Raw genomic sequence first — 13,681 nt, forward strand, 5'->3', positions numbered from 1 at the left:
CTTCTCTCCTCTATTCAAAAACCTCATTTAAATGGTCTTTATAAAATGAAATAGCACGTTCAAATTCTTTTATCTCATCTACTTTCACAACTGTCTCTAACAGTAATTTCATCGCTTCTTCATGTTCGTTTACGTTATATTTTGCTAATGATAAAAACACTTTCATCACGTCATTTTCCGGGAACTTCTTTATCCCTGCTTCTAATACAGTAATCGCTTTATCATATTCCCCTATACAACGATACGTACTGCCAAGACCGATATACGCACCGCAAAGGGATTCACCATCAAGTCCGTTCGCAATTGCCTGTTCATAATACGGAACCGCCTCCGTTTCAAGACCCATTACATCATGTATCCAAGCGCATTGATATAGCACTTCTGCATCCCTCGTAAAGTTTGTTAATCCTATAAGTATCTCTCTAGACTGCGCATATTTCTTTTCATTTCTAAGTTTAATAGCTTGCTTTAATAAATGTTCCATACAATCCACTCCTCACAAAATGTTCATTATGCATATATCATGTATTACACATTTACGAGCAGCTAATGGCCTATTTCATTGATTTGATTCAATTTAATAATTAGTGAGGGATACGTTCCCCCACTAATTTAATATTAACTCCATTATATACTATGCGACTGCATCTCTTTCTAAAAGCTTAAATCTACATAGTAGTGATACGATTACATAAATGCTCTAACATATTGACAATTTCTTTTGCAGTTTCATCTTTCCCATTACATAACTTCACATTACCGTCTTGTCCAATAACGTGATGCACAGCGCCGCGAGAATATAAAGAATGCGGTGAGTTCGCTATCATTACACTCGCTTTTGCACCTTCCATTCTTTTGCTTGCTCTTTCAATAAGTTCTGCTTCATTTACGTCACTTTCCAGTTTAAAGCCAACGAGTATCGTTTCTGGATCCCAACTCTTTACTTGTTTTAATACTTTTGGCGCTTTTTGAAAATGAATAATTGGAGCGATGTCACTTGAAATCTTTCCGTTCATATTAAGAATATTTCCATCTTGATCACAAATCTTTTCGACAACCCAATCTGAGCCAGCAGCAGCCATAATAACTGCATCTACTTTTTCATGTGTAATAATACTTTTCATCTTATCTTGTAAATCAATAATCCCCTCAAATGGGTGCAATTCTAATTGGTTATTTACATCCATTGGCTTCTCAGCGAAATAGCCATGCAAATATATAACATTTGCTCCTTTTTTCATTAGCTCTTCTGCAATAATTCTTCCAATCGTACCTTTTGCTAAATTTGTATGCCCACGTACTTGATCCCATTTTTCTAGGCAGCCGCCGCTCGTAATTAATACTTTTTTCCCCTGCATAATAACCATCCCTTACTGATTTTTCGCACGAAACCACTCTGTTCCAAAGTCAACTGCATCACGCTGCCTCATAAAACGGCACGTCGCATTCCCTATCTTCCCACGCGTAACTGTTCCTTTAAGCTCATATTCAACTCCGATTTCTACAAACGTATCAGAATCGTAATCCATTTCAACGAATTCTTTCCATACTCTTACACCTTCTTCTATAATAGGTGCTCCTACCTTTATTAACTCGCGTGCACCTGTACGTACCTCAGATAAATGTATAGACGTATTAGAGTCATAACCAACACCAAGTAATAATATGTATCCATCTAAATCGTATATTTTTCGTAATGGCGATTCTTCACCAAAACTTATGGAAAGTGAATGATTCGCTGTAATTTCTTCTGCGTGTTGCCCCCATGCTGCAAAACTACTGAGTGGATGATTACTGCGCAATACATTCGGATATGTACGAAAACATTCAACTACTTCTCCCATTGCCCTTGTTGGTGTTATACGTGGATCAAATGCTGGGACGTTATCCCGAATAATTTGCCACCATTCTTCTGGTACAGGTGGTCTTGACCAATGTTTTGGATCGGATAAATCCGAAGATTGCGTCGGCATAATTATCGTTCCTTCTTCTGTAACAACTTTCATTAACGCTTCTACTACGGCAACTGCACCGCCTGATATCCAACCGATCGAACTTAATGAAGAATGTACAATAACTGTCATTCCCTTTTCTATCCCTAATGCTTTTAAATCATTTGTAATTGTTTCGATTGTATTTGGAAATTGTGTATTCGCCACTATGTCATTCATTTTCACGATTGTTCCCCCATTTTGCTTTAAACTAATACATACATATATTATCATATTTTTCTTAATTTTTAACTTAATCATTTCAATTACTATACCTCTGTCGTTTTTATCATATCGGAAACAGTTAAATTATGGTGTATTTATTTAAAATTAATATAGAAAGGTTAACACAATCAAAAACTTTCAATCTAGCAATCTTAATTTATACTAATATGAAATAGCCCATCACAAATGATGAGCTATTTATTTTATTCATTCTCTAAATAACAATAAAACCTCTCTACCCCCAGATATTTCTCTCCCAAGCTTTCAATCTTAAAGTTACATTTCTTGTAAAATCCGACTGCCTCTGTATCTGTCTCAGCCTCAATATATGTTAACTCATATTCCCTAATTATTTCTTTAATCATTTGAAGTGCAATTCCTTGATTACGATATTTTTCATCAACAGCTATGTGACACATTCTCGCTCTATTTGTATGAATTAGCACTATACCTATGCAACCCTTATTCCCATATTTATATAGCACTGCCTGATCATTTTTATACATTGAAACTGCTTTAAATAAGCTCGCTTCACTCGGACCGGTCGCATGCTTTAATACTTTTTTAATGGGATCTATTTCTAAATACTCAACACGTTGTAACATCCTATCTCCATCCTTTCTCATGAAAAAAGATTAGCTCTTTATTGAAAAAGAGCTAATCTCATTACGCCGTTATTTTCTCTTCTTTTTTCACAACTACAGCTACATAACTATGAAGTATCATTCCGACAATTACAAGACTCATTCCAACCCACGATAAAGAAGACGGAATTGGAGCCGATAACCAGATCAGCTCTCCTACTAATGCAAATAAAACTTCACCAGACTGTGTCGCCTCGACTGTTGCTAATTTTTGCGGATCATCTTTTACAAGATCTGTCGCAAAGAAGAATAATACCGTTGCGATTAACCCTGAACTAACTGCTACAATAAAACATTGGAAAACTTGACTACTTGACGGTAATCCGCCTGTTGATACTTCATAACCAGATAGTAAAAACCAAAATGGTAAACTTGCTAATGTCATACCGAGAACTCGTTGGAAGACATCTAATTCGCCCTTACATACTTGCATCATTTTTCTATTTCCAAGTGGATATGCAAACGCAGCAATGAGTACAGGAACCACACATAAAATGGTTTCACGAATCCCTAAAGAAGAAGCGTGTTCTACTTGCATAAGAACAACACCGAATAAAATAATGCCTGACATTACTAATTCTTTCATTGGAAGTTTTTTATGTAATGGATCTACCGCAAAAAATGGTGTTAACAAAATCCCTGCAACTATTGTAATTTGCCAAGTCGAAGCGACAAGCCACCCCGGTCCAAACGCACCCGCGAAACTAAGCGGTGCATAAAAGAGACCAAACCCTACAATACTCCATAACAACCACTCTTTCGGATTGTTTTTCATATATTGCAAGAGTTGTTTTAAATTCCCTCTATACATGACAATAAGTAGTAGCATTGGAACCATAAAGTAATACCGTAGTGATGCACTCCAAATCCAACTCCCGCCCCCTAAGTCCATCGACCGGTTTAACACAAAGGTAAAGGCAAAGAAAAACGATGCCAATATCCCTATTACAATAGCTTTCATTTTAAAACCCCTTATATAGTTTCTTTTTCTACTATATAACAAAATGAATATAATTAATATTCAAAAATTTAATCATACATGCGGTCTACTTCTATATAACTTTCGTAATCGACTAATATGAGCTTGATGGTACCGATTATGATCGGCTATATGCCATATTCCCCACCTTATAGTCGCATTTTCTCCCTTTTCATAAAAAACTTCTCGTGTTAAATCATTTTCTGTTAGTTTCATACATTCCTCATAAAACATATGTTGCACAGCTTCATAATCTTGCATTAATTCTTGTAATTTTTACTTTCTTAAACTAGGCAATTTTCCCATTTCATTCAACATTGGTCCATATTTATTTTCAAGTGCAGGCGGAACTCCCCCTCCTTTTAAACGGTACACCCAGTGTAAATCGACTACTGCTAAATGCTGTAGTAGCTGTCCAATGTTATTTTCATTATTTTCAGACCCTTTATAGGATAGTTCGTTCTTTTCAATACCTTCGACTAACCTTTGCAATCGTTTAAATGTATCAGTAACCGTTGCATACAAAATTGCCACGTTGGGGTTCATATCTTTTTCTAAATGGAGATCTTTCATAATAATATCCTTCCTTTAAAGAAACAACACCATATTTTCATCATCACTATACACACCATTCACCTTTATAGCTCTTTTTTCAATTCCATACGTTTTAAAGCCCATTGATTCATACAATTTTTTTGCTGGTTCGTTTGTAGATACAACACCTAATGTCAATTGCTCTAGTTTTATATCTCGCGCTCTTTGAATGGCATTTGTTATTAACTCACGTGCAAATCCGTTCCGCCTGTTTTGTGCATCTACATACATCGCAACGATATGACCTTTATGTTTATACGCCTCTCTCTCTTCTGTTAGTAAAGTGACAACTCCAACTAAATGATTTTCTTCATTAAATGCACCAAATGTACAACTAGTAGTAGCTGTTAAATTACTTTCCACTCTCTTAATAGGATTTTCCTGGCGAATCGCCTCTTCATAAGTTGTTACAAATGCCTCTGGATTTACTTGTAAAGCTTGTAAACGTAAGTCCCAATATTTTTCCGCATCTTCTTTCGTAAGTAATCGAATCATATTTATCCTGCCCCTTTAAGTTAACATAATATTTTTATAAGCTACTATTTAAAGATTGGTATTCTTCTCTTAACATACTATAGCGATAACGATGAATGAACTTCCCTTTACGTAACCGATCATTTCTCATTATTCCTTCACAAACAAATCCTGCTTTTTCATAACTCTTTCTAGCTTGTAAATTATCTTCGTCTACTCGTAGCCAAATTTTTTCTAATTTGAATTCAGAAAAACCGATTTGTAACATACTGTATAGGGCCGCCATTCCATATCCTTTACCCCAATATTCTTTATTTCCAATTGCAATCCCTAGTTCAGCATTTTTATTTGTATTATCAAAGTTTTTTAGGTCTACCCATCCAATGTGTATACCTTCCTTTGTAACGATAGCTCGTTGTTCATAACCATTCCCTCGACTTATGCATGCTTCAATCCACCTTCTCGTATCTTCACGAGTGAACGGTGGATATTGATCTGGTACAACTAAATGCTTTGTTACTTCTGTATCTAATGACCATTGATATCGATCTTCTACATCATCTATTGTCAGTTCTCTTAATTGAACGAATGGTACATTCACTTTGCTATCCCCTTTTCATTTCCCTATAGAAAATCCTTCGAACATTCTTCCTCCATACTGCTCTAACGTATTTTCTATAAAACTAATTAATTCATTTTTCTTCTCTGTTTTATAAAAATGATCAAAAGCCGCTACAAAATGTTCTGCATATCGCTCGTCATACCTTCTTAACACTCTAATAAACCATTTTGAATTTCCAAGCCATTGACCATTTACCCTTAAAACATATTCATGTACTAAATCAGCTAATAAATTGGCGATGAACAATTCTTCTTCTCTCTTTGTTGCACCAATGAAATCATCCAAGGTATCCGTAATAAAATAGCGTTTCTGCTTCATCGTTTCTTCTGACCATTTTTTTGGTCCTTTATTTAATAAACCATTCGCTTCTCTTTTAAGTGTCTCTACAATTTCATCTTTTCCTTTTAGCACAATCCCTTCTGAAACTAATTGAGGTAATGAAGGTCTCCCGCGCTCACAATCACTTTTAAAAAAGGTTTTATACGTTTCAAAATTATGTACGAATACTTCAACAGGCCAGCCATTACTATAGAAAGATTCTCTATAACAAGATGACAAACTTTGGTCGAATATTACAATATCAAGGTCAGATGTTTTCGTAGCCTCTCCTCTAGCCACACTTCCCCCTAGTAAAGCAACATCACAATTCGAAAATTGTGATGTAATTATGCTTTGTGCCGCTTCAATTGGTTTCATAATCTTACCCCTTCTTATTTTATTTTCTTTTTTTCAGCTCTTTCTCTCGCTTTTTTTATATACGGTTCTGCGTCTGGTGTTTTGCATGACGTTGCCCCGTGATCAACTTGTACTTTCCCAATTTCACGTGCAATTTCAATCGCTTTTCGCTCTAAGTCTTCATTACGAATTCCTATCGCGATTAAAGCACTATTCATCGCTTCTTTTTTTCTATTTTTTTCATTATGTATATTTGCTTTAATTTCTTCGAGATACGGAGTGAAGAATTCATCATGTAACGTTTTATTTTTAATCGCTATATTCGCTAATAATGACCAACCAGCTCTTCCAATCCATTCTTCATCAGACTTCGTCCATTCTTCCATTCTTTCTATCGCGATTGGTGACGTACATATAGCTGTCATAAGAACGTCCATTAAACAATAGTAATCAACATCCTGAACCCATCTATTTAGTTGTTCTGACGTTAGTTTCTTCGGATCTAAAATCATCGTTGCTAAAGTCATTGCATCCATATTTTTTGTTTCCCATAATGAAATTGCTAAATCATGATCTTTTTTTATCTTCTTTTTTAACAATTTTAAATTTGCAAAACTAACTCCAAATAACGGCTCTTTCGCTCCGTGGTTTTTAAAGATTTTACGGTTTTGTTCTATTCCATATTCTTCTAGTTGCTGCATTACTTCTTCAAGTAACATAGGTCCACCTCTTTTATATATTTTATTGCCTTCACATATGTATGTACGATATATTCTACATTATTTTTTGGTTTTCCTATATTTATTTTTTAAATACGGTATATGAAATTTTATTGATGTTCTTTAAAATAAAAAACATCCTCTTCCTTATTTTTCACACGGTTGTTCATTCACACTCTGTATACAATACTCCACAAGCGCATTCAACGGATTTATTATGTTCCTTCCTATTATATTTTCTACCCTTGTAGCAGCGTCTACCATCGATAATTGTGCAACTGAAAGCATTTCGTTTCTATCTTTCATAATTTCATATAAATACTTTTCTAACTTAGCATCATGCTCTTCTTTACGATCTTGCATAATTAACTCAAATATCCCTTCTATCACTTCTACTTTTACATGTATGGATTTATTATTCTGCCGAGCGTATTGTTTTAAACGTTCCATCGTTCCTGAAACCGTACGATTATTTGTAAAAAGTATTGTCTGTGGCTCTTCAACATGACAAATCATTTCAAAGAATGGCTCATCAATTTTCAATATAGGTATGTCTATTTTGAAATTCTCATCTAATAACGTGATATAATCTGTACAAGTTATTAAAAGTGTATCTACATCACTTTCAGCTATATACTTTATAATATCTTTTAAATTACTCCGTGCTTGTTCTTTTTCAAAATCGCAATCTTTTTTTAATATGCGTGATAAGATGGGATCTACAAAATGGAGTATTTCGATTCCAAAAGATTGCAATGCTCGGTCAATGTATTCAATATTTGAATGATGAGCATGTAAACAAGCTAATTTTTTCATACTTATCCTCCCTTTCTAAAACAAAAAACGTGAATGAACCATTTTACATGCAGTTTCATACATTCAATTCTTGTTTCATTTTTTCAAACCTGCAAAACAGTGAAATCTTACATACTTTTTAACAAACTTTTTTGCGCTTGTAAAAAAGTTTTTTTGCATTTCCCCCTCTAAAATTGCTAATATAGTAGAGTAGAACTTTTATAGAGAGTAGGAAAATTATGCACAATGGAATTCGGATGACAACTTTAGTGAAAAGGGCTCTGTTGATTTGCGTCGGGGTATTATTTACATACGAAGCTGCTTACGGATCAACACATATCGCTCTAGCAAGTACAGAGGATGCAGCGAAATCTGTTCAACTTGTAAGTGAAATTCAAACGTCCCTTGCTCCGAAAGAAGCTCCAAAGCACTATAACGGGCAAGTTAGAAAAGTCGCTTACTTAACATTTGACGATGGTCCTGGAAAATACACAGCTGAGCTTTTAGATATGTTAAAAAGTGAAAATGCAAAAGCAACATTTTTCCTAATTGGTTCAAACGTGAAAGCTTTCCCTGATCTTGTAAAACGTGAAAATACTGAAGGCCACTACGTTGGGATGCACAGTATGACTCATAACTACAAGAAGCTTTACACAGAAGGTCATTACGTTGATGAAATGAAAGAAGACCAAGGCTTAATCGCTGGCGTTCTAGGAAAATCACCAGTATTAACTCGTCCAGCTTACGGCTCAATGCCAGGATTAAATGAAGCCCTTCGCAACAAAGTTGTAGAAAATGGTTTAAAAGTTTGGGACTGGACAATTGATTCATTAGACTGGAAATACAACAAAATGCCAGTAGACGCTGCATCTGCTAAAATCGTAGAAAACGTTCTACATGGTGCTACAAACCCAACAGAAGTTATTCTAATGCACGATATTCATCCACAATCAGTTAAAGCAGTACCTGGAATTATTAAAGGGCTGAAAGAAAGAGGATATGAATTAGAAGCCTATAATGAGAACGAACACTTCCCATTAAACTTCTGGCATGATAATCGTATGTAATAAAAAGACTTGATTCCCTCTTGTAGGTTATCAAGTCTTTTTTTATCGTTTTGGGAATTTCCTTTGTTGCTCTTCAATAGAACAAATAATATTCTCCCTATCCTCTTGAGTTATACCGATAGAAAATTCGTATTCTTCTTCCTTACACCATGTGGGGTTAAGTTCCAGCGATAAGCGAATAACAATGTTAAACTCGCCTGCTTTTCCCCCCATAAATTCAAACGCTAAATTTGGTTCTATGAAATCTAGTTCGTTATATGTAGGGTTTGGTAAAGATTCAAACCATTTTATCATGTACTGTAAATCGTATGTTTGTAAAAAAGGATCCATCGTTTCAAAAACTTTATTTTCTTCTGATAGTTTCGCTTTTACTCTTAACCAATTTCTATCACACTCGTCTTTTGCATCTGCATATTGGTAATTTACAACCTCTAAATGTAATGATATTTTTTCATTTTGAAAATTCATGCATATCCCCCTTCTATCTCTGGATCTTTTGTTTTATAAATTTTTATTAATCCCGACACTTTAAATTATACTAGGTTATTTAAATCTTTTTTTAATACGGATAAATTGTTTGCATTTATTACCCTTTATACATAAAATAAATTTGATTTGCGATATAATCTGAACTAAAGTGAAGTCCATTCCTTATCCACCACATGATAATACCTACCAATGAAGCTGTTTTAATATCAACCGCAACATAATCATCAGGCAAATCCTTTTTCGTATTCTCTCTTCTCGTTTCTATTAACTCTTTTAAAAATAAAAATAGTTGCTCCTCAAATTGATTCATTTTAAATAATATAAATAAATAATTTCGATGGATATATAAATAATCAAGTAATTGTGTTAGCTTTTGTTTTTCTGATAAATCTTTTGCATGTATTAAATCAGCTATTTTATTTGAAAGTTCATTTGAAATCTCATTCGTGATTTGGTCTAGTAAATCTTGAATATCTTGATAATGTAAGTAAAAGGTTGTTCGGTTTAATCCTGCTTTTGTTGCGACTTTCTGAACCGTTAAACTTGAAATACTAGGATTCTCACATAGGAGAGAAAAAACAGCATTTTTAAACATTTCTCTTGAACGAACTGTACGAGGATCTTCTTTTTTAGGTGTAGACATTTTGAAACTCCTTTATAGATTTTCTCTTTACTTACTCGACAGTGCATACCTTCTATGTCGAGTAGTGAACATTTTCAACAAAACTGTTCATGGTCAAAGAAAATTTATTTTGTTACCATTAATTTTATCGACACAATGTCGATAAATCAAGACAACAATGAAGGAGTTTACCAATGCAAAAGGAAATATCAGAAAGAAATAAAAAAATTATATTAATTGTGCTCATTTCCGGTTGTTTTTTATCAACATTAAATCAGACGCTATTAAATGTAGCGATGAGTAATTTAATGGAAGTATTTGATGTTACAGCTGCAACCGTACAATGGCTATCAACAGGCTTTATGCTCATAAATGGCGTTCTAGTGCCAATTACTGCATTTTTAATGAAACGATTTACAACAAGGCAACTGTTTATTTGCTCGATGCTCTCTTTGTTTATCGGGACTGTTCTTTGTGCATGCGCCATGAATTTTGGCATTTTGTTAACAGGAAGAATGATTCAAGCAGTTGGAGCAGGAATTATTATGCCACTAATGATGACAGTTATTTTATATTTATACCCTAGTGAAAAACGTGGAAGTATTATGGGAACCATCGGTTTCGCCATAATTTTTGCGCCAGCCATCGCTCCAACATTATCTGGCTTTATTATTGAATATGTATCATGGAGATGGCTATTTATTGGATTAGCTCCCTTTGTATGCATCGTTATTATTCTCGCACTTAAATATTTAATGAATGTTGCTGAAACAACAAAAGCAAAATTAGACATCGTAAGTGTCATTTTATCAACGATTGGCTTTGGTTGTATTATATTCGGATTTAGTAGCGCAGGAAGTAAAGGATGGGATCATCCAGTTGTTATTACTACAATTATCATAGGAATAATTGTTACAACTCTATTCTGTTTACGTCAAATAAAGTCTAGCGATCCACTATTAAATTTATCCGTATTTAAGTATAAAATTTTCACTCTTACATCAGTCATTAACGTACTCATTACGATGATTATGTATGCTGATTTAATTCTTTTGCCGATTTACTTGCAAAATGGACGAGGTTTCACTGCTTTTGAATCAGGTTTACTTCTATTACCTGGAGCTGTAATTAATGCATTCTTATCACCTATCACGGGTAAAATGTTTGATAAATATGGGGCAAAACCACTCTTTATTATAGGTTTAATATGTATCATTATATCGATGTGGGATGTAATTGATTTGACCGAATCCACCACTTATATGCATTTAACGGTTCGTACCATTATTCTACGCATTGGACTAAGTTTCATTTCGATGCCTTTAAATACAGCAGGTTTAAACGCTTTACCAAGAGAACTGGGTTCACATGGTTCCGCAGTGAATAATACCGTACGTCAATTAGCAGGTGCTATAGGAACAGCAGTCATTATTACTGTGTATACAATTCAATCCACTTCACATACTTCACAGTTATCTAGTGAGAACGGAAGCATATCAGCTATGCAAGTAACGAAATTAGCTTCTATCTTCAGCTCAAGTGATGCCTACGTATTTATGTTAGTCTTATCCTTTGTAGCTTTGATTATTGCATGTTTTATGCCTGAAAAAGTAGCACTCCAAAAATCCGAAAGTAAATCTTAAAACAAAAAATCCTACTCGTTTTCTATACGAGTAGGATTTTTTATTATTTATTTCGTTTCCCCGTCTTCAGTCGTCTTCACCTTCGTTTTATCTTTATCACGATTGTTATAGTTATATTTAGAAGGTTCTACCGGTGTAAATCCTTCTGGTGTGTAGAATCGTAATAAGTCACCGTTAACAACTTGGTCGGAGTATTTTAGTGATTTTTGAACCATTTGCTCATTTTGTTTTATTTCATCTGTAAATTCTACAGGTTTCCCAGTCACTGTATCATAGTATTTGCCGTTAAGTGCAGTAACTGTTGGGCTTACGTAGTTACCGTTACGGAACGGAACGACTTGTTTATGCTCTGGTGATAATAAATCTGATCCGAATTGGACATAATTTTTCGTATCTGTACCTAGTAAGTGTAGTAACGTTGGAAGAACGTCAATTTCTCCGCCGTATTGATGTTGTACGCCGCCTTCCATTCCTGGTACGCGAATGATTAATGGTACACGTTGTAATTGAGCATTTTCAAATGCGTTCATTTCTTTACCCATTATTTGAGACATTGCTGCACTATGATTATCTGAAATACCGTAATGATCACCGTACATAACGATAATTGAGTTATCGTATAGACCAGATTGTTTCAAGTAATCAATGAATCCTTTTACAGATTCATCTAAATAGCGTGCTGTTTGGAAGTACGTATCTACTGATGAATCACCTGTTTTAGCTGGTTCAATCGTTGCTTCCGCTTTATCAATCGGATAAGGGAAATGGTTCGATAACGTAATGAACTTCGTATAGAACGGTTGTTTCAACGTTTGTAATAACGGAATTGATTCATTAAAGAACGGTTTATCTTTTAAGCCATAGTTTACTACATCTTTTTCATTCATATCGTAGTATGACGCATCAAAGAATTTATTAAAACCAAATGATTTATAAACTTCATCACGGTTCCAGAATGTTTTGTAGTTACCGTGGAACACTGCTGATGTGTATCCTTGTTGTCCTAAAATAGCCGGTGCTGATTGATACGTGTTATGAGCTTTATTTGTAAAAACAGATCCTTGTGGTAATCCAAACATTGAGTTCTCTAACATGAACTCCGCATCAGATGTTTTCCCCTGTCCTGTTTGATGGAAGAAGTTATCAAAGTATAACGTATTCGCATCTTTTGTAAATGAGTTTAAGAATGGTGTAACCTCTTGACCATTTAGCTTGTAGTTTAGTAAAAAGTTTTGGAATGACTCTAAATGAATATAAATTACGTTCATTCCTTTTCCTTTACCGAAATACTCAGGGTTTGGACTTGCATAAGTTGATGAAAGATAGTTTCTAACTTCTGTCATATTATCTCCATCCGCTAATGCTCGTTCTGTTGATGCTTTCGCACTTTGAATACCATCATAAATCGTAAAGTTGTACGCCCCTAAATATTTCACGATATAATTGCGGTCAAATGTTCTTGTTAACAATTCAGGACGGTCAGATTCTGCCAGACCTAAGTTAACGCTAAATAATAAAATACCTGCTACAAATACTAGAGATAATTTATGCTTCGCAACACGGATTGGTTTAGGATTTACAAATTTCGTTGCGACTAAAACAATTAAAATGATTGTATCTAAGAAATATAGTGGATCATATAAGTGTAGCAATGCAAAAATACTACCACCTAAATCTCCAAAGTTATTCGATTGTGTTAATGTCGGGAACGTAATAAAGTCGCTGAAAAAGCGATAATATACTACGTTTGCGTATAAAAGTATAGACATTAGCAAATTAATAATAATTAACCAAATGTAAGCTCGTTTCCCTTTTGCGAATAATGCGAGCCCTAAAAATAGAACTGCTGAGCTTAACGGGTTGAAAAACAGTAAGAACTTTTGGATTGTGTTCGATATCCCTAAATTAAATTCTGTCACATATGCGGCATATGTTTTTAACCAAAGTAAAATAACAGCAAATACGAAAAATCCAAAATGATTACTTAATACTCGTTTACTCTTCAATAAAAATTGTTGCATCTCTCCACCTCTTTTGATCATCCAAGGCTTATTTTATATAAGTCTGTCTCTCTATTCAATTTTTCTTCTTCAAATAGATTTTATTTGTTTAACTATATGAAGAATATTAGTAATTATAATT

General features: G+C 34.3%; 15 protein-coding genes and 1 pseudogene. 2 read left to right on the forward strand and 14 right to left on the reverse strand.

Going from position 1 to position 13,681, the window contains the following annotated elements; all coding sequences use genetic code 11:
• Positions 1-10: 10 nt before the first annotated feature.
• The 11 genes and pseudogenes from MR066_RS02080 to MR066_RS02130 form a co-directional block, all read right to left on the reverse strand.
• Complete coding sequence (locus MR066_RS02080; protein ID WP_002084932.1) at positions 11-484, reverse strand: tetratricopeptide repeat protein; 474 nt, start codon at positions 482-484, stop codon at positions 11-13.
• A 184-nt stretch (positions 485-668) separates the two neighbouring features.
• On the reverse strand, positions 669-1,358 hold the full coding sequence (locus MR066_RS02085) for a phosphopantothenoylcysteine decarboxylase domain-containing protein (RefSeq protein ID WP_242245769.1): 690 nt from the start codon (positions 1,356-1,358) through the stop codon (positions 669-671).
• Between the two features lie 12 nt (positions 1,359-1,370).
• The gene (locus tag MR066_RS02090; RefSeq protein ID WP_125930143.1) at positions 1,371-2,171 is read right to left on the reverse strand and encodes an AAC(3) family N-acetyltransferase; all 801 of its coding nucleotides are present in this window, start codon (positions 2,169-2,171) and stop codon (positions 1,371-1,373) included.
• Positions 2,172-2,419: 248 nt separating this feature from the next.
• On the reverse strand, positions 2,420-2,821 hold the full coding sequence (locus tag MR066_RS02095) for a GNAT family N-acetyltransferase (RefSeq protein ID WP_002168173.1): 402 nt from the start codon (positions 2,819-2,821) through the stop codon (positions 2,420-2,422).
• A gap of 61 nt (positions 2,822-2,882) precedes the next feature.
• Positions 2,883-3,821 carry a DMT family transporter gene (locus MR066_RS02100; protein ID WP_002084924.1) on the reverse strand — a complete coding sequence of 313 codons (939 nt, stop codon included), beginning with the start codon at positions 3,819-3,821 and terminating at the stop codon, positions 2,883-2,885.
• A 72-nt stretch (positions 3,822-3,893) separates the two neighbouring features.
• Positions 3,894-4,412 (reverse strand): annotated as a pseudogene (locus MR066_RS02105) (DinB family protein).
• Between the two features lie 15 nt (positions 4,413-4,427).
• On the reverse strand, positions 4,428-4,928 hold the full coding sequence (locus MR066_RS02110) for a GNAT family N-acetyltransferase (RefSeq protein WP_242245770.1): 501 nt from the start codon (positions 4,926-4,928) through the stop codon (positions 4,428-4,430).
• A gap of 34 nt (positions 4,929-4,962) precedes the next feature.
• A complete protein-coding gene (locus tag MR066_RS02115) occupies positions 4,963-5,508 on the reverse strand; it encodes a GNAT family N-acetyltransferase (RefSeq protein WP_061674123.1) in 546 nt (181 codons plus the stop codon).
• Positions 5,509-5,523: 15 nt separating this feature from the next.
• Positions 5,524-6,225: a nucleotidyltransferase domain-containing protein gene (locus MR066_RS02120; RefSeq protein WP_159146791.1), complete on the reverse strand. Its 702-nt coding sequence runs from the start codon at positions 6,223-6,225 to the stop codon at positions 5,524-5,526.
• A gap of 14 nt (positions 6,226-6,239) precedes the next feature.
• Positions 6,240-6,923, reverse strand: a complete 684-nt coding sequence (locus tag MR066_RS02125) for a DNA alkylation repair protein (protein WP_242245772.1) — start codon at positions 6,921-6,923, stop codon at positions 6,240-6,242.
• Between the two features lie 147 nt (positions 6,924-7,070).
• Complete coding sequence (locus MR066_RS02130) at positions 7,071-7,739, reverse strand: hypothetical protein (RefSeq protein ID WP_242245773.1); 669 nt, start codon at positions 7,737-7,739, stop codon at positions 7,071-7,073.
• A gap of 218 nt (positions 7,740-7,957) precedes the next feature.
• Here MR066_RS02130 and MR066_RS02135 point away from each other — a divergent pair, with 218 nt between their 5' ends.
• Positions 7,958-8,785, forward strand: a complete 828-nt coding sequence (locus MR066_RS02135; RefSeq protein ID WP_242245774.1) for a peptidoglycan-N-acetylglucosamine deacetylase — start codon at positions 7,958-7,960, stop codon at positions 8,783-8,785.
• 42 nt (positions 8,786-8,827) lie between these two features.
• On the opposite strand, the gene MR066_RS02140 is transcribed toward MR066_RS02135, so the two are convergent.
• Both MR066_RS02140 and MR066_RS02145 read right to left on the reverse strand, forming a co-directional pair.
• Positions 8,828-9,253, reverse strand: coding sequence for a WapI family immunity protein (locus MR066_RS02140; protein WP_242245775.1), 426 nt, complete (start codon positions 9,251-9,253; stop codon positions 8,828-8,830).
• A gap of 118 nt (positions 9,254-9,371) precedes the next feature.
• Positions 9,372-9,917: a TetR/AcrR family transcriptional regulator gene (locus MR066_RS02145; protein ID WP_002013396.1), complete on the reverse strand. Its 546-nt coding sequence runs from the start codon at positions 9,915-9,917 to the stop codon at positions 9,372-9,374.
• A 173-nt stretch (positions 9,918-10,090) separates the two neighbouring features.
• On the opposite strand from MR066_RS02145, the gene MR066_RS02150 reads away from it, so the two are divergent.
• Positions 10,091-11,539, forward strand: a complete 1,449-nt coding sequence (locus tag MR066_RS02150; RefSeq protein WP_242245776.1) for a DHA2 family efflux MFS transporter permease subunit — start codon at positions 10,091-10,093, stop codon at positions 11,537-11,539.
• Positions 11,540-11,586: 47 nt separating this feature from the next.
• On the opposite strand, the gene ltaS is transcribed toward MR066_RS02150, so the two are convergent.
• Entirely contained in the window at positions 11,587-13,560 is a 1,974-nt protein-coding gene (gene ltaS, locus MR066_RS02155) for a lipoteichoic acid synthase (RefSeq protein ID WP_242245777.1), read from the reverse strand.
• Between the last annotated feature and the right edge of the window lie 121 nt (positions 13,561-13,681).

The organism is Bacillus cereus group sp. BfR-BA-01523 (genome assembly GCF_022662615.1).
GTDB lineage: Bacteria > Bacillota > Bacilli > Bacillales > Bacillaceae_G > Bacillus_A > Bacillus_A mycoides.

What these genes read in the sequence shown, in the direction of transcription:
- MR066_RS02080 (WP_002084932.1), bottom strand. Translation starts at nt 484, where the DNA reads ATGGAACATTTATTAAAGCAAGCTATTAAACTTAGAAATGAAAAGAAA.
- MR066_RS02085 (WP_242245769.1), bottom strand. Translation starts at nt 1,358, where the DNA reads ATGCAGGGGAAAAAAGTATTAATTACGAGCGGCGGCTGCCTAGAAAAA.
- MR066_RS02090 (WP_125930143.1), bottom strand. Translation starts at nt 2,171, where the DNA reads ATGAATGACATAGTGGCGAATACACAATTTCCAAATACAATCGAAACA.
- MR066_RS02095 (WP_002168173.1), bottom strand. Translation starts at nt 2,821, where the DNA reads ATGTTACAACGTGTTGAGTATTTAGAAATAGATCCCATTAAAAAAGTA.
- MR066_RS02100 (WP_002084924.1), bottom strand. Translation starts at nt 3,821, where the DNA reads ATGAAAGCTATTGTAATAGGGATATTGGCATCGTTTTTCTTTGCCTTT.
- MR066_RS02110 (WP_242245770.1), bottom strand. Translation starts at nt 4,928, where the DNA reads ATGATTCGATTACTTACGAAAGAAGATGCGGAAAAATATTGGGACTTA.
- MR066_RS02120 (WP_159146791.1), bottom strand. Translation starts at nt 6,225, where the DNA reads ATGAAACCAATTGAAGCGGCACAAAGCATAATTACATCACAATTTTCG.
- MR066_RS02125 (WP_242245772.1), bottom strand. Translation starts at nt 6,923, where the DNA reads ATGTTACTTGAAGAAGTAATGCAGCAACTAGAAGAATATGGAATAGAA.
- MR066_RS02130 (WP_242245773.1), bottom strand. Translation starts at nt 7,739, where the DNA reads ATGAAAAAATTAGCTTGTTTACATGCTCATCATTCAAATATTGAATAC.
- MR066_RS02135 (WP_242245774.1), top strand. Translation starts at nt 7,958, where the DNA reads ATGCACAATGGAATTCGGATGACAACTTTAGTGAAAAGGGCTCTGTTG.
- MR066_RS02140 (WP_242245775.1), bottom strand. Translation starts at nt 9,253, where the DNA reads ATGAATTTTCAAAATGAAAAAATATCATTACATTTAGAGGTTGTAAAT.
- MR066_RS02145 (WP_002013396.1), bottom strand. Translation starts at nt 9,917, where the DNA reads ATGTCTACACCTAAAAAAGAAGATCCTCGTACAGTTCGTTCAAGAGAA.
- MR066_RS02150 (WP_242245776.1), top strand. Translation starts at nt 10,091, where the DNA reads ATGCAAAAGGAAATATCAGAAAGAAATAAAAAAATTATATTAATTGTG.
- ltaS (WP_242245777.1), bottom strand. Translation starts at nt 13,560, where the DNA reads ATGCAACAATTTTTATTGAAGAGTAAACGAGTATTAAGTAATCATTTT.